Raw genomic sequence first — 23360 nt, 5'->3', positions numbered from 1 at the left:
TCATATTCACTATGCCTTGAGCCTTGGATCGAGAAGATCCCTGAGCCCGTCTCCCAAAAGGTTGAGGCCAAGCACAGTTATTACTATTGCAAGCCCCGGAAATACCATCTCCCATGGGGCTATTGCCATGAATGCCCTTCCTTCCGTGATCATTCCTCCCCAGCTCGGGTACGGAGGCTCTATGCCAACGCCCAAAAAGCTTAGCGCCGCCTCGTCAAGTATAGCCACTGCAAAGCTGAATGTGGCCTGGACTATTATTGGCGAAAGTGAATTGAGCAGTATGTATTTTGAAATTATATGTCCGTCCTTCGCTCCTGCCGCCTTTGCTGATTCAACGCACTCCCATTCCTTTACGGAAATCACGCAGCTTCTTACAACCCTCGCCATAGGCGGAAAATATGCAAATGAAAGCGCAAGTATTATGTTGAGTTTTCCTGCGCCCCATATGGCCGCAAGCATTATAGCTATTATTATCCCTGGAAATGCCATGAATCCGTCTAGTATTCTCATTACCACATTGTCGAATTTCTTGTAGTATCCCGCTATAAGCCCTATTATTCCTCCCATCAGAGTGCTCAGCACCACAACGGAAAGCCCGACCTCTATAGAAACCCTCGCTCCGTAAAGCAGCCTGCTCATTACATCCCTTCCAAAGTGGTCAGTTCCCATGACATGGGCAGACGAAGGTGCAAGTAGCCTGTCCTTTCCGCTGACTTCAAGCGGATCAAAGCTTGTAAGAATCGGGGCCGCCAAAGCAGCCAAAACCATCACTAAAATAAGGCTTCCGCCAATCATTATATAAGGGTGTGATTTTACCATATTTAAAAACTTTTTCATTTTTTGCCTATTTCCACTCACAGGCTCTCCTCCTTATCTGTATTTGACCTTAGGGTTCAAGAATGCATAGCTTATGTCCACCACTATGTTTACAATTACATATACAAGAGCCGTAAATATCATGCTCCCCTGTATTACAGGGTAGTCCCTTTTCATTATGGAGCTTATGGCAAGCGCCCCTGTTCCCGGTATGTTAAATACGGTCTCCACAACCCATGTTCCTCCAAGCAGCACAGCCATGCTAAAGCCTATTACAGTCACAACAGGTATCATGGCGTTTTTAAGTGCGTGCCTTGCGATTACAAAGCTCTCCGCAAGCCCCTTCGCCCTTGCTGTCCTTATGTAGTCCTGCCTCAAAACGTCAAGCATGGCGCTTCTGGTCATTCTGGCGATTATTCCTCCCTGCATGAATCCAAGCGTGACTGCAGGAAGCACAAGGTATTTAAACGTTCCGAGCCCCGCCTGCGAAAGCGGTTCATACCCCTGAACAGGGAACCAGTGAAGCTTCACTGAAAACACTAGTATGAGCATAAGTGAAAGCCAAAAGCTGGGGATCGAAACCCCGGTAAGCGATACCCCTATTGCAGATTGGTCCATCCAGCTCCTGTGCTTTACAGCGGCTATAACCCCGAGAGGTATTCCTATCAAAAGCCCTATGCTCTCACCTAAAAACGCAAGCAAAAACGTAGGCTCAAGTCTTGAAAATATCGCCTTCGAAACAGGCATGTGTAAAAACAGCGACTCTCCGAGGTCTCCCCTTATTATCCTTGAAAGCCATACCCAAAACTGTGCAAACATGGGCTTGTCATATCCAAGCTGATGCTTCATGGCCGCAACCTGCTCCTCGCTTGCAAAGTCGCCCAGCATCATCCTCACAGGATCTCCGGGCATTATATGAGTAACCAAGAAAGATATAACCATGACCACGGCAACAACCGGAATGAGCATTATCAGTCTTTTCATTATGTATCTAGCCAAATCCATTCCTCCCATCAGAGCTTGCATCTCTTTAATATGGAAATTCATCGATATACCCTATATTTGCATGGATACACGAAAATTCTCACCTTTTTCCATTCTAATTGTGCTCACATTCATTGTCCAATTGTAAAACGTAATGCTTCTTTGGCATTTTATTCAAAAATTTTATAATCATGATTGTTTATCAATGCCATTTATCTCGCCAAACCTTGCAAGGCCCGCTATACCTCAACATATTCATGGAGTCCAGTACCATTTTGTAATCCAATCGCAAAACCTTTCGGGCATGACATGATAGTCAAATCCGTTTACAAGGCTCTGGGCAAGGCAAAGTGCAAGGCTGCTGTCGTCCGACCATGTTCCTGGCGGCTTGTAAAATAACTCCCCTTTACATATTCATGTGGACACAATCCCCTATGTATGTATACAATTATATTAAGTAGCCTTTTGACTCAGCACTTATTCAATATACAAATAGAAAATCAGCAGAAAGAGAGTGAATTAATGTTCGGACTTACCGAAAAATCAATACGTTCAAACGCATTCAGCGCCGCAGTGTACAAACGCGGGCTTGAATACTATAAATCCGGAAAAGTGAAAGACATATACTATAACGAAAATACCCGCTCGTTTGCGGCAACCGTTTCAGGCAGTGAAGACTACACCACGTGCGTTCATATAGGGTTTGGAGGCACATGGATAGACGCAGAGTGCACATGCCCCGCATATGATTCATGGATGGGGTACTCCTGCAAGCACATAGTTGCTCTGCAGCTTCACCTTATGGACAATCCCCATGCAAAAAAATCCTTTGATACAAAAATGCCACTAAAAAGCGGCACCCGCAATGGCCAAGATGCTGCCCATACACTTCTCGAGATTTTCAGAAATTTTGACAGTCAGAAAATGAAAAAAAAGAAAAGGCTCAAACTGGAGTGCCATATAGATGTTGACTGCAATGCCAACGAAATTACATTCTGGATGAAAATAGGAGAAAAAAAGCTGTATGTCGTACGTGACATGGCTTCCTTTTTAAGTTCAGTCGCGTCGCAAAAACAGGCTGAATTCACAAGAGGCTTCACATATGACCCTTCTGAGCACGAATTCGAGGATCAGGATTCCAGAATAATTGACTTTTTAATGCAGATCTATTCCGACGAACAGCTGCTTGGAAAGAAAAACTGGAAAGACGCATATTTAAGCGGAAAACACGTCAGCCTAAGCAAGCACAGGTTGAAATCACTGCTTGAGCTTATAGATTCAAAAACATTCAACATCACATATAAGGATTCCCTGTACCCGAATATTCATATACTGCGCGAAGACATCCCTCTGGATTTCACACTAATGTCCAGCGGCAAATATTTTGAACTGCTGCTTAAAAATGCTTCCTCTTTGCGCCCGCTTACAGAAGACTGTTCATACGTTCTTTTCGAAGGCAATTTATATAATATACCTGCGGACAAGTCACAAATATTGTCTGCTGTTTCCAATGTGTTTGGCAGTGAAAATGCAGATTCCATCCGCATAGAAAACTCCATTGTTGACGAATTCGTATCTCTCGTATCTCCTGCTCTTGGCAGCATAGGGAATGTCATTTTCCATGAGTCCTTAAGCGAAAAGATGGAAAAAAATGACCTCTTGGCGGAGCTCTATATCGACAGCATAGGAGGCAGGCTCACAGCCGACCTCAAATACAAATACGGCAGCCATGTCATAGACCCATTGAAGCCGCCTGCGGAAGACACCGCAACTAAAATACTCGTGCGCGACATGCACACTGAAAACTCCATAATGAACATAATTGAAGAATTTTCGTTCAAAGTCTCAAAAGACGGCTACTACCTCGACAATGACAATTCGGCATATGAATTTTTGACATATGGAGTCCTGCAAATTCAAAAGCATGCCCAGGTGTACTATTCCAGCTCATTCAGGTCGAATCCGGTGATAGATCCCGAGTCCTTTTCAGCAGAGCTCAGCCTTTCAAGCGGGCAGGACTATCTGAGCTTTGAATTTTCAATTGAAGGCCTTGAAAACGAGGACCTGCCGCTTGTGCTTGAAGCCCTGAGCGAAAAAAGAACGTTTTACAAACTAAAAAACGGATCATTTTTGCCTCTGGAAACGAACGCCCTTCAGCAGCTTTCCCAAATCGCAAAATACACCCAGCTTACAAAGGATCAGATGGAATCCGGAGTCATGAATATTCCTTCATACAGGGCCTTCTTCATGGACGAGCAACTGAAAAACATGGACATAAGAAACTACAATAAAAGCAAAAGCCTCAACGATATGATTTTCAAAATAAAGAATCCGGAGTGCGAGTCTATTGATCCGCCTGCCAGTCTTGCTAGTATTTTGCGCGACTACCAGAAGACCGGATTCGAATGGCTCAAAACGCTTTCAGGCTGCGGCTTCGGCGGAATACTCGCCGACGATATGGGGCTTGGAAAAACGCTCCAGGTTCTTTCGCTGCTGCTTTCGGAAAAGGAAAGTTCCCCGGGAACAAAGAGGCCCTCGCTCATAGTCGCACCTACATCGCTTTTATACAACTGGATCAGCGAAGCTGAAAATTTCACCCCTAATCTGAACGTGCGCATAATAGACGGAAACAAGGCCCAGAGGGAAATCCAGCTCGACAACCTTGAAGGCATTGACCTTTTAATAACTTCATACAGCATGGTTAGAAACGACATTGAGTCGTACACTGACATGGACTTTAAATATTGCATACTCGACGAGGCCCAGCACATCAAAAACCCTGCATCAAAAACCGCAAGGGCCGTAAAGCTCATAAAGTCCAAAAACAGGTTCGCCCTTACAGGAACCCCCATAGAAAACTCCCTGCTGGAGCTTTGGTCCATATTCGACTTTATAATGCCGGGATTTTTATATTCTGTTTCCGGGTTCAAAGAAAAGTTCGAAAAACCTATGGATTCAGATTCCGGAGGCACCACCATTGAAGTCCTTAAAAAGCACATAAGCCCGTTCATGATAAGAAGGCTTAAAAATGATGTTTTGACGGAGCTTCCCGAAAAAATAGAAAACAAACTGTCTTTAGACCTGTCAAAAGAGCAAAAGAAGGTATACATGGCTTACCTTAGCAAGATTAAAAACGAAATAGGCTCTGAGATAAGCGAAAACGGATTTGGGCGCAGCCAGATGAAGATACTCGCGGGACTGACAAGGCTCAGGCAGATATGCTGCGATCCGTCAGTTTTTCTCGATGGCTACAGTGGAGGCAGCGGAAAGCTCGAAGTGCTCGACGAACTGCTTGACGAGCTTATTGAAGGCGGGCACAGGATTCTTCTGTTTTCTCAGTTCACATCAATGCTCGGCAGGATTGAGGAAATGATTGTCCAAAAAGGAGTGGACTACTTCTACCTCGACGGGAGCACAAAATCGCAGGACAGGCTCAAAATGGCCTCCGCGTTCAACTCAGGTGAAAAGAGCATATTCCTGATATCCCTGAAGGCCGGAGGCACGGGGCTCAACCTGACAGGTGCGGACACGGTAATACATTTTGACCCGTGGTGGAATCCCGCAGTTGAAAACCAGGCAAGCGACAGGGCCTACAGGATGGGGCAAAAAAATGTGGTGCACGTGATAAAGCTCATAGCCAAGGGAACCATAGAGGAAAAGATATACGGCCTTCAGCAAAAGAAAAGGGAAATGATAGACAGCGTAATAAAACCGGGCGAGACAATGCTCTCCAAAATGAGTGAAAGCGAGATAATGGAGCTGTTCGAAATATAAGTTTTCATTACTGCTCCATTATACTCCTTCACTTATAGTCTATGACTATGTACCATTCTCCCTCGAGAAAATGCGCTTTTTTATGTAATTACTGTTTCTCCACGCTACAAGGATGCTAGCGGCATCCTTGTAGCATGGCAATTTGAAGGAGGCTTTAACTTTGCAAAAATGAGTTATCAATCAGATATAACTATACCCCTTCCCTTACTCTACCCTGAATTCCATTTTTATGTTCCCATCAAGCATAGCCCCGTCTTTTGACGGCAGCTCTTTTTTTATTCTGATGATATATTCCTTTCCGCTCTCAAATGGCTCTTTGTGGTCAACCCTTATAGTCATTCCGTCTGAAAGAAAAACGTTTTGAGTTTCAAATTCCACACCCGAGACTTTTTCTGTTATGGTCACCATGCTACTTTCAAACATCTCCCCGCCTATTTCCGAGTTGAGCCTAATATTCCACTGCTTCAGGCTGTCCACGGTCTGGACATCTTCACTCCAAAGAGTCCACAAATCATCGTCCGGCTCTGGATTTGGATTCTGTTCAGGCTCCGGCTCTTTCCCAAACACCATGTACGCCCCTCCTGCAAGCACTACGCTTTCCATGCTGTTTGAAGTAGAAGCCTTTATCTCGACCTTCCCAAGCGGCGGAACCGGTATGCTGTCCCTGTATGCTCCATCTTCCTCTTTTACAACGTTTCCGTTTGATTCGTAAACCTTGTAGTTTATTTTTTTAGAATACCCGCATGATGTCAGTATGTAGTGCTGGTTTTCATCGTCACTATTTGCAAATTCGCAGCTTTGGCCCGCATAAAGTGACTCCTTTTTGAGCGCTGGATATTCCGATCCCTCAGCTGAGAAAAACTTTGATGAAGCCGCCACTCTCATCTGCCTCTTATAGTCATTGTCTGAAGATGCACTCAGCACAATTTTTCCGCCCGAAGGTACAGAGTAGATGCATTGAGTGTAGAGCCCATTATAATCTATGGCCTGTTTTAACAGGCTGTCATTTTCATCGTATATTACATAGTCAAAGCTGTCGTAATAATCTCCCGATACTATAACCTGGAGCATGTCATCTGAATTATTTTTATATGCGCAGCTCTCATCTGGATAAATCGATGTAACGGCAAGAGCATTATCGTCACAATACTCACCCCGAGTCAGCGTCCTTATGCCCGTTATGTGTACGCTTTTTGTATAATTATTTTTCGCAGTTGCAGTTATTACAGCATCTCCCTGTGGAGGTATGTATATTACACTTTCATTTTTCCTATATCCCTGCTCCACTAGGCTTCCGTCGTTTTTGTATATCACATAGTCGACATATTCATAATATCCCATCTGCAATTTAATCGTCTGGTTTTCGTCCGTCATATTTTCAAACCTGCATGATTTCTCTGGATAAAGCTCAATCATTGTAAAAGGCGACTCTTCCAAGGCCGAACCTGAAAAAACTGTTTCGTCATATTCGACTCCTATTTCTTTTTCGTTGGAGTCAAGAGAAGTAATCTCAAACCTTCCCCCGGAAGGCACATTAAATATGGTTCCCGAAAATCCAGAAGAGACGCACCCCTCGAAATCGACCACTTCACCCTCGCCATTGTACACAGCCGCGCTGAATTTTGAATAGTCAGTGTTCCAGTTTACAGTTATGCTTCCCATTCCACTTGTAGTGTTTTCGTACTGCATACTGCTTCCTGGTAAAACACCCCCGCTTTCCTGCGCAAATATGCACGATGCCATACTCAAACAAATCCCAATCAAAAATACTAAAACAATTCTTCTCATAATCTCCCTACTCCCTCTTTGAAATTCATTTCTATATTTTACTTTATATTACATTCCATATTATACCACAGAAAGAAACTGTACCTGGATATGCCCCGGATTCCCATCCAATTTGTATTTAAAGTTTCCTTGGAATGTCTTTCTTGATGCTTGTGTTCGCAGAGCTTTCAATGAGAATGGGTACAGATGCGTCATCCAAGGCAAGCATAGCCCGGCTGATAGCAGGTTTATTTCCTAATAATGATCCACGCCATGGTGGTCCACCCAAACTGAAATTATTGACAAGCATGAATCCGGCATGATAAAATCGACTATAGTTTCTAGTAGAAACCATTTTTCCCTGGGAAGGTGACCTGATATGAGATATGACGAAAGAGACACTGTGTTTTCACGTTTATTATTAAAAATAGGATCTAATGAATTCGATGAATACTACTCACAAAACCCTGGCAATAAACAATGTGATATGAATTTAAAGATGAAGAAAAAAGAAAAAATGGCTAAAAGCGCGGGGATATCCAATGGCAAATCCAAAGGCATCTTGTTTATGGGTAAGTCTGAGGAAAAGTCGCAAAACAAGTCAATTATGAGCATCGATCCCAATTCTTCTGACCATGAATATGCCGCCTTCAGGCTAATGGTGGAGTACCAAAGATTGGCGTCTTCAATTAACGATGAGGCCCTCAATATGGATGTCAATCCCACAAAAAGGAATATTCCGCCTGAGACAATGTCAGTCCTGGTAAAAGAATTCTTGAAATTGTCAGGGCTTGATGCCGTAGGTGTTGCAGAAATCGGCCCAGATGATTTATACTCTCATAGAGGGTTTAGTACAGAGCTGCATAAATATGGTGACGAGATTAATCTAGATTATAAGTACGCCATTGTTTTTGCCGTCCCCTTGGAAAAAGATTATATAAACCGTGCGCCTAGTAAAGAGCTTTTCATGTCTGCAATGCTGGGCTATGCAAAAAGTTCCGAAGTGGCGGCAAGGCTTGCCATGTATATAAAGGACTTAGGTTTTGACGCTTTAACCGACAGCTCCTTCACCTACCACTCCCCCATATCATTTTTAGCGGAAAAGGCCGGGCTCGGCCAAATGGGAAGGTGTAACTCCGTTGTAAACCCAAAGTACGGAAACAGGACTAAACTTGCCGCTGTCCTTACCAATCTGCCTCTAGCGGCAGATGGAAAAATTGATTTTGGATTAAAAGAGTTTTGCGAACTATGCAGACGTTGTGAAAATAACTGTCCAGTGAAGGCTATCGCTTCTGAATCTTCCACAAGTGAAAATGGCGAAAAATACTGGAAGCATAACCATATATCTTGTATGGAAATGTGGATAAACTCCGGAAATAGCTGTGGCATTTGCATGTCGGCCTGTCCTTTTTCACAAGGCACAGACGAAGAGCTTGTTTCCAGGATGAAAGACAGTCCAGGTGTCATGGCTGAAATTCTAGAAAAGCACAGCGAAAAATACGGAAAACGAAACTATATAAAAGAACCCCTCGACTTCATGCCCCCCAAATAGACAAACGGAGGAAAAATGGATACTTCAATTTTTAAATACTTATTTACTCTAGAAAGAGATTACAATTACTTTATAAACAAGAGATTGAGAGAACTGCAAATAAAAAAGAATGACGTGAAAGTGATTAAAAACATAAACCAGAATCACGGCATAAGCCAAAATGAGATATGCGTATTGCTAAAGGAAGACAAAGTAACAGTCGCCAAGTCTGTAAAAAAGCTTGAGGCGCTTGGGTATATTAAAAGAACTAACGAGAATGCCGACAAGAGGATAGTGACACTGTATGTAACGGAGGAGGGGCAAGGTGTCAGGCGTAAGATAATGAAAATATTCGAGGATTTAAAAACTATATTCATGAAAGATTTATCTCCAAAAGAGCAGGAAATGGCCGTTGCTCTGTTAGCAAAAATGTCAAAAAACATGCACGATGAGTCCACCCGCCTAGGCGACAACACAGACAAATAGAATGCATTGTGTCCACGAAGTTATTTCTAGTATAGAAAGCGCCAATTGGCGCTTTCTCAGCAACTCCTCACTGCGGACATTTTTCTGGCGATTCGCTTCCCTCGTGAGTGTATCCGCATACTGAACAAATAAATTTTTTCACTGATTAGGACATTCTCTGCTCCCTAATCTTATACTCATATGCGGTCTCATTTGAATCTGAATATACTGGTTTGATCCGTTGTCCATATGAAGAACTACCGACTCCTCTTTTACATTCTCACCATTTTCATCAACATATTCTTCTGTTTTGTATTCGGCCCTGCCTATGAGTACATGATTTATTCTGATTAATTCTACGCCTTCTTTAAACCATGTCAGGGAAAACATATTGCTATCATCATAATCAAGTATCAGCTTGTTTGACATATCAACTCTTTTCCACCAATCCCCTATGTATACCGTGTCCACTTCAAGCCCATATTCATTTTCCTCTATAAGGTAATGGTAGAATCCGTCTTCATCTTTGTCGCATTCTTTTTTAAAAAGCGCTTTAAAAAATTCATTCAAACTATATTTTACTCTCACATCAAAATCCCTCATTCTCTTAATGCTTCCCCTGCCTTCTATTTTTTTGCTTTCAATTAACGCTCTCAACCTGTAGTCAATGTACATGTCTCCTATTAGCTGCTCCGATTTTCCCATAATCTTTCCTATGACCCTTGCAGCTTTTTTGAAATTATATGTGCAGCTTAATAATATTTCATCGTCGTAATACTCATCATTTACTCCAAATACTCCTTCCCCTTTCAAAATCCTGAGGTTTTCAGGCGAATCTCTAAGGTGCTTCCACTCCTCTTTTAATGCAGCATGTTTTTCCTTTTCAACTTTTTTCACATGAAAAATTATATCTCCTATATCTTCAGGAGACATTTCGGCAAGGCTCCTTGGAATGTATTCATTTTCACCGCGTACCGTCCCTATTGCTTTTGAAATATCTAATTCGTACATGTCCTTTTCATCCAGCACAGAACTCAAATATCGCAATCCCGCTTGGTTGGATGCATTCTCCCCGTGCCATACTATAATATTTGCGCCTTGCCCAACTGATCTTACTTTCTCATATGAGTCCACAATTCCCTTTGCAGCCTCTTCAAACCAGTCTAATTCCCCAATTTTTTCAAAGACACTTCTAAACCATTCCAGTCTTCTCCTAAAACCCTCTTCGGTGTCAATTTCATATATCGGGCCTATGGAAAAATCATCACTGAAATTTATTACCTTTCCATTGAATTCATGTTCACCCTTATTCAAAAAATACCTCAATACTCCCGCTGCCGAATCGCCAAACACAATATGTATAAATTTATCCACGTTTAACAACTCCTTTCCCATAAATTGTTTATACTAGTATGGCCTTGTTTTGATGAATCAGTGTTTCTGCCATGCCCCAGTCCTTTTGTAAACATGCATTTATATCCCTTTATTCGCATCATGACTATATTATAATACACTTATGGCACTGATTGTGTCCCCAGAAAGTTTTTTCATGGGATTCTAATGATTCCGATTATTAACAACCTTTTTAGGCCCGTATTATGACAACTAGTGAAGTTGAGCCTTCCACAAAAAACTAATCCTTGATATATTTGAAAAATGGACTGTTTGGGCACCCGGTGCCCAAATAAAAAAAGCGCTGACAGTGGATTTTGCCAACGCTTTGCCTACGGATGATGTGAATATTATATAATATTCTGTGATGTGGTGAAATAGGTTAAAACATTTTTGTTTCGTGTGTGATTCTATCTATCCCAGCGATAGCAACAGCTTCCAGTCGCTACAACCTTTGAAAATACTAGCCGAAATATCTCTTAAGAAGTCCTGCAAATGCTGAACCGTGTCTAGCTTCGTCTTGGCACTTTAAAAAAATATCGTTGCAAGCACTTGATTTCAATGGCTAAATTATCATTTTGCCTACGATTTGCCAACGCAAAACTTTGCGTTGGCAATTTAATTTTGAGGAAGTGCCCTATGATTTGCAGTAAGTAAATACTTAGTGCTATCAGGGTATGATGTAAAATCACTATCATCAGATAAAAACCATTTGATTTCATTTTTTGTCATTTCTTCAATCATCATAAAATCATTAACATCAAGGTTAACACCTAAATATTTTTTTATAAAATCGTCTAATCCACAATTTTTTATACTTATCTCAACACAATTATATATTGATTTTATTTGATTCATTGCTAATTCTACTTCCTTTTTAATTTCTTCCCTTACACTTTTTATGTTTCTAATCTCTTTATCATATTTATCTTTAAGATTAATATCATTGGCTTTAGCGATATTAATTTCATGCTTTTCTATTACTCTCATTAATTCAGAAATATTTAAAGTTGTAGTCACTAATGTATTGTTATTTTCTATCAAAGTTTCTATTGCATCTGGATATTTTTCCATCTGATACGCCTTTACACTTTCACTAATCGATGCTTTTGAATAGTGAGTCCATATCAAAACATTTGTATCTACAAAAACCTTCTCATTTCTTATCACACAGAGGTTATCAACATTCGAAGAGTGCATTTAGTCACCTAACCCTTTCAATGTTTCTTGAATATCAAAAGATTCTTTTTTACTAATTGAATTTTCAATTGATGAATTTATTATTTCTTTACCGTTAATTGTTATATTTACTATTTTCACCCTTCTGTTAAACTCTTCCCTACCTAATTTTTGCGCAACATAACCTATCGATGCATTAAAATACATAGATGCAAATTTATCAACACCACAAAAATCAATAGTTACAATTTCGTTTGATTCCAATGCTTTTTCTAATTTTTGTCTAAGTAACATTCCACTTTTACTAGATATCGCTATTGAAGAGATTTCCTTTATTATTATTTTCATATTATTTACCCCTTTTCATTGTATACTTATGTTTCACGTCTGCATTTATCTGTAAATTAATTGATGTCCCCTGTATAGGGTATTTTAACATCTCAAATTGTTCTCCATCTTCATCTAGCTGATAGTAGATTCCATTAGTTATAATTCTCAAATACCCTTTGTTTAAAGGAACAAATTCTTTTAGAAACGAAAGGCCCAATCCTCTTTCATAATCAACGTTAACTATTGTGGTATTTCCTAATTGTAAAGCCCACTTCATAAGAGCTTCATCACTTTCTTGAGTATTCAAAAATTGTCTAACATTCTCAACGATTCCTACACCAGTATCATAAAACCCAAAATGCATAACTTCTTGGTTTGGCAAATATCTACCACATGAATAAAATCCATCGTTTTTATTTCCAGAATGATAACCAGCATTTGCAATAATCTCTGTCAAATTTGTATACAATTTATCTTTTACTTTGTAATCCATTTTCATGTGCGTCTTTTCTATTACATCGCTTACATATTCGTCTAATATTTCATCATTAAATATTTCATCATATGTCCAAATTTTAAAACAAATATCTTCATCTTTAATTGTTATCTTTATTGAATACTCATTTGCAATAAAATTCGAACTTATTAAAAAACTTAATACTTCAGGATTTACTTCAGATAAATCATATTTTACTATCTTTTTTTTCTTCCTGCATTCTTCAACAGTGCCAACTATAATGTTAAGTGCATTAGGTGAAATAAATTTAATATTTGATAGGTCTAAAACTATGTTAGATTTATTGCAATTAAGTAATTTGTTTTGAAACTCAGTTAATTCTATGTAAGTATTTTTTGTATTGTTTAAATTTGTTTCACTAAATTTATAAACATATTTAGGCATAAGAACTCCTTCTTTTAACTTATTTCTATTATAACTAATAATTTGATGAATATGTTGTTAAACTTATTTTAACCATATGAATTATACCCTAAAAAGGACAATTATAGAAATAATCTTGTTTCATTGTAATATATTTGTAATTTGCAACTCAAAAACATATGCTGTTATTTCATTTTCGCTTGGGTAAATTCGACTTTTTATATCATAATTAAATAACTATACAGGAAATATTTATTTCCAGTACAGAAAAAATAACTTCCTTGTCCTCTTGAGATTTTTAAAAACCTCGTATTAAATACAAGTTCTACAAAACTTGTAAATTATCGCATTTAATGACATACTATATCTTAAACATACGTATATCTAGTGGAGGTTTTTTATGCTATATGAAATTTTCAATTTTTATAAAAAAGAACTTGGTATTTACAACCTTGTATTTAAACATGTGAAAAGTTTATATTTTGCAATTCTATCAACTCCATTCATTTTTACTGTGCTTTTTGTTTTCAGATTAATATTCAGCAACGAACTTTCCGAAAAAATATTTGTTAATAAAATAATTTTGCCTTACGCAATACTATCTTTTGTATTATTTATATTACTCAATAGCAAAACAAAAAAAATTGTTAATGAAATATATGGTATATCTTCAAATGCTACATTTTGGAATACCCCTAGAGTTTTAAGAGAAATAAATAAACATCGAAAAAATGAAATATTGAAGTATCTAAGAGAAAATGGAGAGGAAGTTAGTGCAGGTGAAATTAAAAGATTATCAAATATAGCATTCAAAGAATCTGAAAAATTAAAAACAAAATTTCCAATTTTACCTTCTTTTTTTGGAGCTTTAATCATATCTTTATGTAATAGTTTTTTCAATAGCATATTTAATCCTGCCATTACTAAAAATTTAGAATCTGCAATCACTATGTTTATCTATATTATTGTTATTATAGTCATGTTTATTGGATTTTTTATGATATTCCGCTGGGGAATGTATCCTATTTTTGATGATATTATTAATAGGGATAGTAAACATATGTCATTTTTTTATGAATTGTTAAACGATATGTATTATGATTTAAAAAAAGAAACAAGACAAAGATCTTGAAAATAAATATTCAAAATCATATTCCTATCATACATAATCTAAAAAGCCGGGAATCTCTCCAGGCTTTTTATTATTTTGTCCTCATATCCCAAAAATCATATCCCTTATTTACATTTTTAGGTTCGTATCTGACATCCACATGTGTAAAAGTGTCATATACACCAACTCCTCTTGCCCCACATTCTATTGCTATATCTGCAACCGCTTTTGAACTAAGTCCTTTTATCCTTATATCCGCTGCTGTTCCAAGCATATGCTGACTTTTGGGACTGCCTCCAACTTTCCTATTATAGCCTGGATTCCTATATCCAGAATTGATTATTATAGGCTTACCGACCTTAACTCTGATTTTTTCAAGCAGCTCTATCAGATGCCTTGAGTATATAACCTCTCCAGATCCATCATTGCATGTAAATTCTGCTATCGTGAAATGATCTGATATATGGATGTTTTTCATTACTTTATACATATTGTTTTCCTCCCTTTATTTTCCCGGCATCCTGACAGCGCTATAAAACCCTGAAGCTGAAAGCCCTATGGCTGCCCCTACGATAATTCCCTTTGTGAGATTGCCGTTTGCAAACCCAACGGCTCCTATGTACATTCCCGCTCCTAGCGAAACCAGTGGCGCATATTTTTTAGACAGCCCCACACTGGTTGCCGTCTGGACAAGACCGGTGATTAGCGGAACCGCCATAACACCGTATATCTCCATGTTATCCATACCGATTCCCTCCTTATCTAAAAATGTTGTTTTGTACAGCATAAAAAAAGAAGCTTACAAAGGATCCTACCATCAAGCCTATGAACCACTTCAATGTCGTGTTCAAAGCTCCAAGCTTGTCTATCAATCCGCTGAGTTTCTCTTTCATTTCCGCATTGTTTTGTTCCAGTTTATCTATCCTGTTTGAGTGGTTATTTAGCCTTTTATCGTGTGTTTCTAGTTTTTCATCCACTCTTTTGTGTTTCTCCATACATACTCCATTTTCCATACGCTTTCCCCTTGTCTATATTATTTTGTGCTCTCCACATTCAGATCTGAAAGCGAGGACCTTATCTTTTGAATCAAAGTCGGAATCCCCTCCCCAAAGGTAGCTTTTAATTTAAACCCCTCTTCCTCATAGATTTCCTCCACCTGCGTAACCCTAACATCCATGGTGATTCCCCAAGACTTATTTTGAACCGTAACCACATCACCCAGGTTCCAGTCTTTTTCGTATTTAAACGGTCCGCTTTGTGATATCTTTGAATTGAAAGATGTGATTTTCTCATATTCTAAAAGTTTTGCCATACCCCTTTCTTGAAGGTCTTCACTATCCTCAATATCTCTCGCATCAATAAAGGTTACATATCTGTCAAGGCCAGTAGCCTCAGTTCCTACCGCTACGATTTCCCTTGCAGCTCCTTCGCCTTTACCCCCTACAATGGCAAAATTAAAATATCCTATCAAACTGTCCGTTAAGTCTTGAGAATCAATATTGTCAAATTCAGGTGAAAAAATCACCGGCGGATTTATCTGCTGATTTACAGAAAGATTTTTCCCCATGTACACATCAAATATCCACTTATTCAGGTTAGAATCAATATGCACGCCCCACCCAAGACCTGAAACCTTACTGATTTTTTCAAGTTCTTCCGATAGATTCTTGTATCTACTCTGCCATTTTATTATTCCTGCTCTGTGCTGATTTTCAGCTACAACTAAGTTTGAAAACTCCATGCCGGGCACGTCCAGGCAGTTCCTCTGGACATAGTGTTTCATAACAGTTTCTGCATCTGCTTCCTGTATGTCTTGTGCTTGGCCATCAGGTGGGATAGTAATACGCTGGCTCATAATATGTCCAAGGGCGTATCCTTTGATTTGGAGAATTTCTTCTCCCTTTTCATTTGTACCGATCTCCCTATGCCGTATTATCCCTACTTTGTTTTTGTCAGCCCCAAGCATAATAAAGTTGTTTTTTTGAAGAGCCTGTGCATTTTGAACCTTTATGTTCGTAACCAACTGAAATTCACCTGGAGCATGATATTTCCTGCAAAAAACAAGAGAACTGTAATTGTCTATCTCCCCTACAAGTTCCAGGTCAGGCGTTAAAATTCTGATAGGCTTCATACGTTCACCCCTTTAAGTAAAACAGGGGCGCAATATCCGCCCCCTTCGATTATTTTTCTTCTGATGTTGCAGGTGCGACGATTTCCGCAAGAACTGCTTCAACTGCAGCCTTCAGATTGAATGCCGTTGGCACTTCTGCCAGTGTCCTTTTGCCTGCTAGTATTAGCGGAACCCATGCATCCCTTACCACTGCCGAATCTTTTGTAAATTGAAACATACAAACCATCTCCTTTATGAATTTTATGAATTTAAGCATTAAAAAACGCCCCTTTACTGAGGCTCTGCCATTAGCATTGTAAGCTCTGTTATTGCGTTTTGAAGCCCTTGAATATCTTTTTCCAAGGATTCAATTTTCTTTTCAGGATTTTCATATTCTTTATAATTTTGATTAACCTCAAAGTTGCCATTTTGATATATAAATTTTGAAGGGACCGCTCCATCAGGTACAATTACATCTGCGATTAAAGTAAGTTCTTCCTGTAGATTTAAATATAGCGTTTTTTCTGAGAAATATCCAGAAGTAACCTCAAACCCTTCTTGGGCAGGCTTTATGCTTCCTATGTCGATAACAACATTGTCAGTTTTATTAATCAGTATGTCCATGCTCCATGCCTCCTTTATTATTTACAGCGAACTTTTTATCAGCGCTGTTCCTGAGAAATCAATGAATTTCCCGACTTCTATAAATTCACCTGAAGCTTTTTCTCCACTCGTCAAATCATCCTGATTTTTGAATTCCCCGTAAATGCTTAAACAGATTGCCGAGCCTGGAATTGATGAAACATTTGACAGTGCAACGAAGCCTTCTATGGCAACATATGCAGTTGAATCAACCTCAACATCATTTTGCAAAATGCCAAGAAAATTCAAAGAAAAATCAAATGGAAATGCTCTAAACTGCAATGCCCCGTTTGTTGTGTTTGGGTGCAGCGAAAAGAGATATGAACCCTTTACAACCCTATAGTTTGGTATGCCACTTCCTGCTACTGGCGAATTATAGTAGCTTCCAACAAAATTAATGTCAGTGACTGTATTCTCTGTGTATATTAATTTCACGCAGCGCCATCTCTTTGTATATGGTGAGGATGTTTGTGTCTCAGTCAGAAGAAGCTCCCTATTGTTTATTTGAAGCAAAGTATGGTTTCCACCAGATAAATCACCTACATATCTTAATGTTGACATTGATAACGTATTAAAGTTAATAATACGCATGTAAGGATACCCGTTGTATGTGTAAACCAGCGCTATAATTCCTGGCTGGAGGACAATAAACCTATCTCTGTCAGCTCTATAGCTAGACACAGCTAAAGTTGTAACCGTAAAAGGATTTCCAAAGTCAATAGATGTTTCTCCCAATGTGCATTTTCTAAGATAAACCCCTCTTGGGCTGCTCAAATAATACTCTAATATAAAAGTGTTGTTTTCAAGCCCATACTTCATATCGAAAACAGAATCACTTAAAAGCGTATTTGACAGGCTTCCTATTTCTAAAATAGAAACATTGTCATTTTCATCTATTGAAATTTCATAAAAAACAACCTCACTTCTATTCCCGTGCTGACCTGCAACAATGAATCTTCCATCAACTTCAACAAATTTAACATCCCTTAAAAGCACTCCAAAGTCGATATCAGATAAAAACGATAGTGTATTTGATGAATTACCTTCAATATTTAGCGCAAATAACCTTCCCAAAAGTTTATATGCCCCATTATCATATTTCACATAGACTATAAGCAGCCTGTCATCTTCGAGTCTTATAAATCTACACCCGGAAGGATAATATGCATAAGAATTGACTGTATAGCCCTGAATATTTTCCACTTTTTGCTCATTTGCAGCTTCGTCAAAGTATACTCTGCCGCATCCGCAAAATAGGATTGATTGGGTTGTGTAAAAATGTGCATATAAGAATCTATCATTTTCAAGGGGCAGTAAATCTCCGTTGTATTGATAAGTGTTTGTATTTATTTGAATTGCATCTGTCGCAGCTTTATAGCCTGGTGAATATTTAGGGCTAATAGCAAACCTTTTAACCTTTCCCTCACCTGAAATTGAAACAGGAATGTTTGCTGGCAATTGAGCATTTGACTTGCCTGTGAAAATAAGTTTTTTCACATTTTTCAAGTTTTCATCCTTGACTTGCTTTGCTTCATCTAACTCAGCATAATTCATGTCGGGTAGCTGCTCTGGCTTAACTTTACCTGTCTCTAAATCAAGTTCGGCAACTCCCCCAGGAGCCCCTTTCTCTGATTGCATGACAAAGCCTTCCGTCTGCTGGCTCCCAAACCACGTATTCCAAGCAGATTGAATCGAAGCAATGTAGGAATCATATGCCTGCTGTTTTGAAGTTTCCCATGTGTTGTACTCTGCATCTTTTGTTGTCTTATATGTTGTTAAGTAGTCATTGAATTGATTGAAAATTTCAGTAGGGTCAGCTTTTATAAGTGAATTTGCCAAACCACAAACCTCATCATTCAGTCTTTCATCTGTGATTTCGGCCTGTTCTATAAAGCTTTTCCCTGCAATGACTTTGATTTGTGCCAGCGATATCTCATATACATTTTCATCTCTTGTAAGTGCAGGAGCAATTGGCGTTTCTGCCGGGACTCCCTTCAGCACAAAGGCTTTTATATATCTGTTTTCTAGCCTCTTATCCAGGCGGACAACAATTCGATCTATTCTGTCCATCGCCGGATCTGCTGTATCAATAGGCATGTTTAGTGCATCTGTTTCAATTTCGTATTGATAGCCCAGCATCCATGCACAGCCTGTTTTTATCTGCACATTCATGTCGCTGCCAGTGCAGACAACCTGCAGATTTTCCCCACCATTTAAAATCCCTGTGCTTATTACCCTGTTGAAAAATTTTGCAAATTCATCTGCGGTGTAATAGCGTTCGTCCTCGCCCTCTATCGAGTCAAAGAATCCATATCTTTCAGCCATAGGCTCCCTCCTTTCTACTCCCCTATATATCTATTTTTCCATTTGACTTTAACCCTTGTTTTTATGCTGTCGTTGTTGCTTTGGTAGCTCAAAATATTTTCTCCTGGCTCCATCTGCCAGAAGCTACTTTCCAGGTCTATATACGAAAATGCATTCTCGCCGTTGATGTTCACATACTTCTCACCGAAGCCTGTATATATGGTCAAGATGTCATCTTCTCCAAGTTCTCTTTTCACTCTTATGAATTCTCCAGTTGTAACATTTGTCACTGTAGGATTGACCGCAGGGCCTTTGAATTCGATTTCAACAGGGGTTTCCACGTCGCCTCCGTTTATTGCCTTCCTTTTGAATCCCCGGCTGGAAAATGCCGCCGGAAGGGCCAGATTGAATCTGAGCCCTCCCATGATATATGACATTTCTTCGCTTTCTTGAAATAGCTCATTCCAGAAAGGCTGGTGGGCCGTCAGGCTTATGAGGCATCTTGCCATTCTTATGTTTTGGCTTGCGAAGTAGGGAAGCTCATTTACTATGCATTTGGACTCGACCGCCTTGATTCCGTTGTCATACTGGAGAACGCCCTCGTCGTTTTTAGGATTGAACGCCCTTTGGAGCAGCCTTTTCTTATTCTCTATATCCTCCTTGCCTTCCCCTATCACGGCGATTTGAAGCGATATGTCCATTTCCTCCAGGGTGTTTCCAAGATATGTCCTTCCATCCTGTTTTACTCCCTTGCTATTGCTTATTTCAACGCCTGTCTTTATGTCTATTTTCTGCAAAAGATAAGGAGCAGCGTTACCCAAGACAATCTCTGCTCCTGAATTGTTTATGAATTTCATGCTTTTGGCCATGCTACCACTCCAATGCCATCTTTTCTAAAGCCCTTTTGTTTTGCCTCGCCACTTCAGAAGGCGACAGCGGCGCTGGTGATTTTATGGTTATGTTTTGGGTTATGCTCCTGCCGATTTTTCTGGCCAGAGCATCGGCAAGCTTTTCGTAGTCTATTCCTGAAGCGCTTACATTTTGCATTTTGCCCAGGGCTCTTATCGACATGTTTGCGCTTTGAAGCAGCGCTTTTGTGTTTGAGTTGTTAAGGACAGTTTCTCCACCGCCAAACCAAAGAAGTTCCGGCCCTTCTTCGCCTACAACGTGCCAGCCTCTCGTTGCGCTGTCAGTCCCGCTTGCATATCCGTCCGGCATCCCTCTTGCCTTGTCACGTTCTCTGCGTGCGTCTTTTTCTTCCTTGGTTTCTCCGCCGCCTATATTGCCGCTTTTGTCTTTATGGTCTTTTTTGCTCTTGCTTCCACTGCTGCCGTCATTATGGATATTTCCGTCTGTCCCCAGGTAATTGCCATTTCCATCGACCCATGTGTCGCTTGTCTTGAAGCTTCCGCCACTGCTCGAACTTATATTTTCTATTTTCTTAGCCATGTCCTGAGCATATGAGACGGCTGAATCGAATGTACTTTTCACAACTGAAGCAACCCCTTCAGCTGCCGTTTGAACGAGATTTGTGTTTGCAGCAATCCCACTGGCAAACATGTTCATGAAATTTGGAGCCCACTGGTCTGATTCTGATGCTGGGCCGTCTTTTGTAGGTGAATGGAATCCAAGAAAATCTTTTATTTTCTCGGCAACTGAGCGGACTGCTTCTTTGACATCATTTATCTTGTTTTTTATTCCTCCAACAAACATGTCCATCATGTTCTTTGCCCATGTTCCGGCCAGCTCTTTCAGCTTTGTCCAGACATTCACTATTGCCGTCTTGATTGAGTTCCAGGCAATTTCAGCGCCAGTTTTTATGCTGTTCCATCCGTTTGAAACAATCGTTTTAATGCCGTTTAAAACAATTCCCACTCCGCCTTTTATCGCATTCCATATGTTCATTATTGACGTTTCCAGTCCGTTCAGTATGCCTTCAACGCCCTGCTTTATTCCTGTCCACACGCCTATGCATGTGGTTTTTATTCCATTCCATAGTCCATTTAAAAACCCCTTTATGGAAGTCCATATATTCGATGTTGTCACCTTCAGGCTTTCCCAGGCTCCCACAACAAAGTCAACAAGGTCTTGGAAATAGTAGTTGTGGTTATACAGCCATTTGAAGCTTTCTACAACTGCATCTGCAAGCTTTTGAGTTATGTTTGAAATGGTATTTTTAAACCCTTCCCACAGCCCGCTCACAAAATCCACCATGGATTTCCATGTGTTTTCCGTGGCTGTTTCAATGCTTGTCCAAACGTTTGATATGCTCGTTTTTATGCCTTCAAACGTAGCGACAAGAGAAGTCCAAAGCTCATTTGATTTTTCCTTGACTGTGTCCCAGTTCTTCCATAAGGCCACGCCCGCTACGGTCACGCCTGCAATGGCTGCGATTGCTATTCCAACTGGACCTGTCATGACTGTGAATGCCGTTCCAAGAGCAGCAGCCGCTCCCGTCGCCCCGGTGACTGTTCCAGTGGCTACTCCTATGGCCGTTGTCACTGTAGAAAAAGCAGTAACCAGCGTTCCCCCTATAGTTATGAGCTTACCTATAACCAAAAGAACCGGCCCTACGGCTGCGGCCAGCATTCCAACCTTGACAATGGTCTCTTTTGTGCTGTCGTCAAGCCCCTTGAACCACTGAACCCATTCCCCGACTTTTGCAACCACATCGTTTATCATGGGCAAAAGTATCTGGCCAAGTTCAATGCCAAGATTCTGTATTGAATTTAAAGTGTCCTCTATGGAATCCTTTGCGCCCTGGTCCATTTTTTCAAACGCCTTTGCGGTTGCGCCTGCGCTGTTTTCCATTGCATCCAAAGCTCCGGCAAAATCTTCTGATCCTGTGGTAGCTAGAACGGTCACTGCATTAAGTGCTTCAACCGAACCAAAGAGCTGGGCCATTTCTTCTGAATTGCCGCCCGTTTTTTCTTTAACTTCGTCAAGAAATTTTGCCCAGCCCACAGATTTAAGGTGGGCCGCGTTAAATTCAAGCCCCAGGCTTGCAGCCATGTCACAGGCCTGCTTGCTTGGCTTTATAACGTTTGAAAGTGCAGCCTTAACTCCTGTGATGGACTCACTTGTGCCTATACCGTTTTTTGTAAGAGTCGCTATTGATGCAAAAAGCTCTTTGGTGGACACGTTCATGCTGGACGCTATGGGAATTACGCTTCCTATGCTTGAAGCCATTTCCCCAAATGTTGTTTTCCCGTAGTTCTGTGCTGTAAGCATCTGGTCTGAAACAGACTGCATGGCCTCGGTTCCCTTTAGCCCGTATGAATTCATTACAGTTGTAAGACCGTCAACCGCTGTTGTCGTGTCACTAAAACCGCCTATGGCAGCCTTTGAAGCAACTTCGACATATCCCAGCGAGTTCCCTGTGTCTCCCGTGGCCGATATCGTCTGGTAAAGTGTTTCGTTGAGCTCTGAAGCTGCAACGCCCACATCGTCCGAAAGCTCCAAAACAGTGTCCCCTATTTCCTCAATGGGGAGCACCGTCTCGTCGGCAATTGTGCCGACCTTGTTCAAACTCTCTTCAAAATCCATGGCAAGTTTTGCCCCCGCCGCTCCAACAGCTGCAAGTGGTGCTGTAACATTCGCTGTCAGTGTCTTTCCCGCATTTGATACGCTTTCACCCACGGCTTTAATTCGCTCTCCGGCTTCCGCAAGCGTGTTTGAAAGCTGGTTCCACTTGTTTTCCTGGTTTGCTATGGATGTATTCGTCTGGTCCAGCTGCCCCCTCAGGCTGTTAAGTCTTGCCTGGGCGTTGTTATACTGGATTGCAAGGTTTTGAGTGGCCTTTGCATTTTCGCCCTTTGTCGCCCTTGCTTTTTCATACGCCTCTTTCAGCTGGTCAACCTTTTGGCTTTGAAGGTCCACTGCTTTACTTAGATATTCCGATTTGGCCTTTAGCTTGTCGGTTTCGCTACCAAACCCAGAAAGAGCGCTACTCGCATTTTTAAACTCCGCCTCGGCAACTTTGAGCTGTTTGTTTATGCTGCTTATTCCCTGCTGGAATCCCTGACTGTTAAGGCCTATATTGACCTGGAGACTGCCTACTTCTTCCGCCATAACC

At 40.4% G+C, this 23360-nt stretch carries 22 protein-coding genes; 4 read left to right on the top strand and 18 right to left on the bottom strand.

Going from position 1 to position 23360, the window contains the following annotated elements; translation table 11 throughout:
* Positions 1 to 9 precede the first annotated feature (9 nt).
* The 3 genes from BUQ87_RS09010 to BUQ87_RS15835 all read right to left on the bottom strand — a co-directional run bounded on the left by BUQ87_RS09010 (position 10) and on the right by BUQ87_RS15835 (position 2214).
* Positions 10 to 858 carry an ABC transporter permease gene (locus tag BUQ87_RS09010; protein WP_202883181.1) on the bottom strand — a complete coding sequence of 283 codons (849 nt, stop codon included), beginning with the start codon at positions 856 to 858 and terminating at the stop codon, positions 10 to 12.
* A 12-nt stretch (positions 859 to 870) separates the two neighbouring features.
* Positions 871 to 1815 carry an ABC transporter permease gene (locus BUQ87_RS09005; RefSeq protein ID WP_143182443.1) on the bottom strand — a complete coding sequence of 315 codons (945 nt, stop codon included), beginning with the start codon at positions 1813 to 1815 and terminating at the stop codon, positions 871 to 873.
* Between the two features lie 240 nt (positions 1816 to 2055).
* Complete coding sequence (locus BUQ87_RS15835; protein WP_143182445.1) at positions 2056 to 2214, bottom strand: ADP-ribosylglycohydrolase family protein; 159 nt, start codon at positions 2212 to 2214, stop codon at positions 2056 to 2058.
* Positions 2215 to 2322: 108 nt separating this feature from the next.
* Between BUQ87_RS15835 and BUQ87_RS08995 the strand changes: the two genes are divergently transcribed.
* A complete protein-coding gene (locus BUQ87_RS08995) occupies positions 2323 to 5574 on the top strand; it encodes a DEAD/DEAH box helicase (RefSeq protein WP_038263042.1) in 3252 nt (1083 codons plus the stop codon).
* Between the two features lie 204 nt (positions 5575 to 5778).
* Here BUQ87_RS08995 and BUQ87_RS08990 read toward each other — a convergent pair whose 3' ends face one another.
* Positions 5779 to 7362 (bottom strand): hypothetical protein, encoded by a 1584-nt coding sequence (locus tag BUQ87_RS08990; RefSeq protein ID WP_143182442.1) that lies wholly within the window; start codon positions 7360 to 7362, stop codon positions 5779 to 5781.
* A gap of 358 nt (positions 7363 to 7720) precedes the next feature.
* Here BUQ87_RS08990 and BUQ87_RS08985 point away from each other — a divergent pair, with 358 nt between their 5' ends.
* Together BUQ87_RS08985 and BUQ87_RS08980 are read left to right on the top strand one after the other, a co-directional pair.
* Complete coding sequence (locus tag BUQ87_RS08985; RefSeq protein WP_052635986.1) at positions 7721 to 8893, top strand: 4Fe-4S dicluster domain-containing protein; 1173 nt, start codon at positions 7721 to 7723, stop codon at positions 8891 to 8893.
* A gap of 84 nt (positions 8894 to 8977) precedes the next feature.
* Positions 8978 to 9358 carry a MarR family winged helix-turn-helix transcriptional regulator gene (locus tag BUQ87_RS08980; protein ID WP_159434305.1) on the top strand — a complete coding sequence of 127 codons (381 nt, stop codon included), beginning with the start codon at positions 8978 to 8980 and terminating at the stop codon, positions 9356 to 9358.
* Between the two features lie 67 nt (positions 9359 to 9425).
* Here the strand turns inward: BUQ87_RS08980 and BUQ87_RS15830 are convergent, their stop codons facing one another.
* The 5 genes from BUQ87_RS15830 to BUQ87_RS08960 form a co-directional block, all read right to left on the bottom strand.
* Positions 9426 to 9500: a rubredoxin-like domain-containing protein gene (locus BUQ87_RS15830; protein WP_408635090.1), complete on the bottom strand. Its 75-nt coding sequence runs from the start codon at positions 9498 to 9500 to the stop codon at positions 9426 to 9428.
* On the bottom strand, positions 9497 to 10711 hold the full coding sequence (locus BUQ87_RS08975) for a DUF1835 domain-containing protein (RefSeq protein ID WP_038263048.1): 1215 nt from the start codon (positions 10709 to 10711) through the stop codon (positions 9497 to 9499). The genes BUQ87_RS15830 and BUQ87_RS08975 overlap by 4 nt, the downstream gene beginning before the upstream one ends.
* Before the next feature lie 636 nt (positions 10712 to 11347).
* Positions 11348 to 11899 (bottom strand): PIN domain-containing protein, encoded by a 552-nt coding sequence (locus BUQ87_RS08970; protein ID WP_159434304.1) that lies wholly within the window; start codon positions 11897 to 11899, stop codon positions 11348 to 11350.
* Positions 11900 to 11929: 30 nt separating this feature from the next.
* Entirely contained in the window at positions 11930 to 12256 is a 327-nt protein-coding gene (locus BUQ87_RS08965; RefSeq protein ID WP_038263051.1) for an STAS-like domain-containing protein, read from the bottom strand.
* Between the two features lies 1 nt (position 12257).
* Positions 12258 to 13139, bottom strand: a complete 882-nt coding sequence (locus BUQ87_RS08960; RefSeq protein WP_038263053.1) for a hypothetical protein — start codon at positions 13137 to 13139, stop codon at positions 12258 to 12260.
* A gap of 379 nt (positions 13140 to 13518) precedes the next feature.
* Between BUQ87_RS08960 and BUQ87_RS08955 the strand changes: the two genes are divergently transcribed.
* A complete protein-coding gene (locus tag BUQ87_RS08955) occupies positions 13519 to 14250 on the top strand; it encodes a hypothetical protein (RefSeq protein WP_038263055.1) in 732 nt (243 codons plus the stop codon).
* Between the two features lie 70 nt (positions 14251 to 14320).
* On the opposite strand, the gene BUQ87_RS08950 is transcribed toward BUQ87_RS08955, so the two are convergent.
* From BUQ87_RS08950 to BUQ87_RS08910, 9 genes are read right to left on the bottom strand one after another with little or no spacing between them, the layout of a single operon-like run.
* Complete coding sequence (locus BUQ87_RS08950; protein WP_052635987.1) at positions 14321 to 14719, bottom strand: YcbK family protein; 399 nt, start codon at positions 14717 to 14719, stop codon at positions 14321 to 14323.
* A 15-nt stretch (positions 14720 to 14734) separates the two neighbouring features.
* Positions 14735 to 14974, bottom strand: coding sequence for a hypothetical protein (locus BUQ87_RS08945; protein WP_200774455.1), 240 nt, complete (start codon positions 14972 to 14974; stop codon positions 14735 to 14737).
* A 13-nt stretch (positions 14975 to 14987) separates the two neighbouring features.
* On the bottom strand, positions 14988 to 15242 hold the full coding sequence (locus tag BUQ87_RS08940) for a hemolysin XhlA family protein (RefSeq protein WP_038263058.1): 255 nt from the start codon (positions 15240 to 15242) through the stop codon (positions 14988 to 14990).
* A gap of 20 nt (positions 15243 to 15262) precedes the next feature.
* Entirely contained in the window at positions 15263 to 16360 is a 1098-nt protein-coding gene (locus tag BUQ87_RS08935; protein WP_038263060.1) for a siphovirus ReqiPepy6 Gp37-like family protein, read from the bottom strand.
* A 49-nt stretch (positions 16361 to 16409) separates the two neighbouring features.
* Positions 16410 to 16577 (bottom strand): hypothetical protein, encoded by a 168-nt coding sequence (locus BUQ87_RS15230; RefSeq protein WP_207647184.1) that lies wholly within the window; start codon positions 16575 to 16577, stop codon positions 16410 to 16412.
* 53 nt (positions 16578 to 16630) lie between these two features.
* Positions 16631 to 16963 carry a hypothetical protein gene (locus BUQ87_RS08925; RefSeq protein ID WP_038263065.1) on the bottom strand — a complete coding sequence of 111 codons (333 nt, stop codon included), beginning with the start codon at positions 16961 to 16963 and terminating at the stop codon, positions 16631 to 16633.
* Positions 16964 to 16984: 21 nt separating this feature from the next.
* Positions 16985 to 19306 carry a hypothetical protein gene (locus BUQ87_RS08920; RefSeq protein ID WP_052635988.1) on the bottom strand — a complete coding sequence of 774 codons (2322 nt, stop codon included), beginning with the start codon at positions 19304 to 19306 and terminating at the stop codon, positions 16985 to 16987.
* Between the two features lie 14 nt (positions 19307 to 19320).
* Complete coding sequence (locus tag BUQ87_RS08915) at positions 19321 to 20154, bottom strand: phage distal tail protein (RefSeq protein WP_074210083.1); 834 nt, start codon at positions 20152 to 20154, stop codon at positions 19321 to 19323.
* Between the two features lies 1 nt (position 20155).
* Complete coding sequence (locus tag BUQ87_RS08910; RefSeq protein ID WP_052635989.1) at positions 20156 to 23356, bottom strand: phage tail tape measure protein; 3201 nt, start codon at positions 23354 to 23356, stop codon at positions 20156 to 20158.
* Between the last annotated feature and the right edge of the window lie 4 nt (positions 23357 to 23360).

The organism is Peptoclostridium litorale DSM 5388 (assembly GCF_900141635.1).
GTDB classification, from domain to species: Bacteria; Bacillota; Clostridia; order Peptostreptococcales; family Peptostreptococcaceae; genus Peptoclostridium; species Peptoclostridium litorale.
This window is presented reverse-complemented; position numbering and strand designations above follow the sequence as displayed.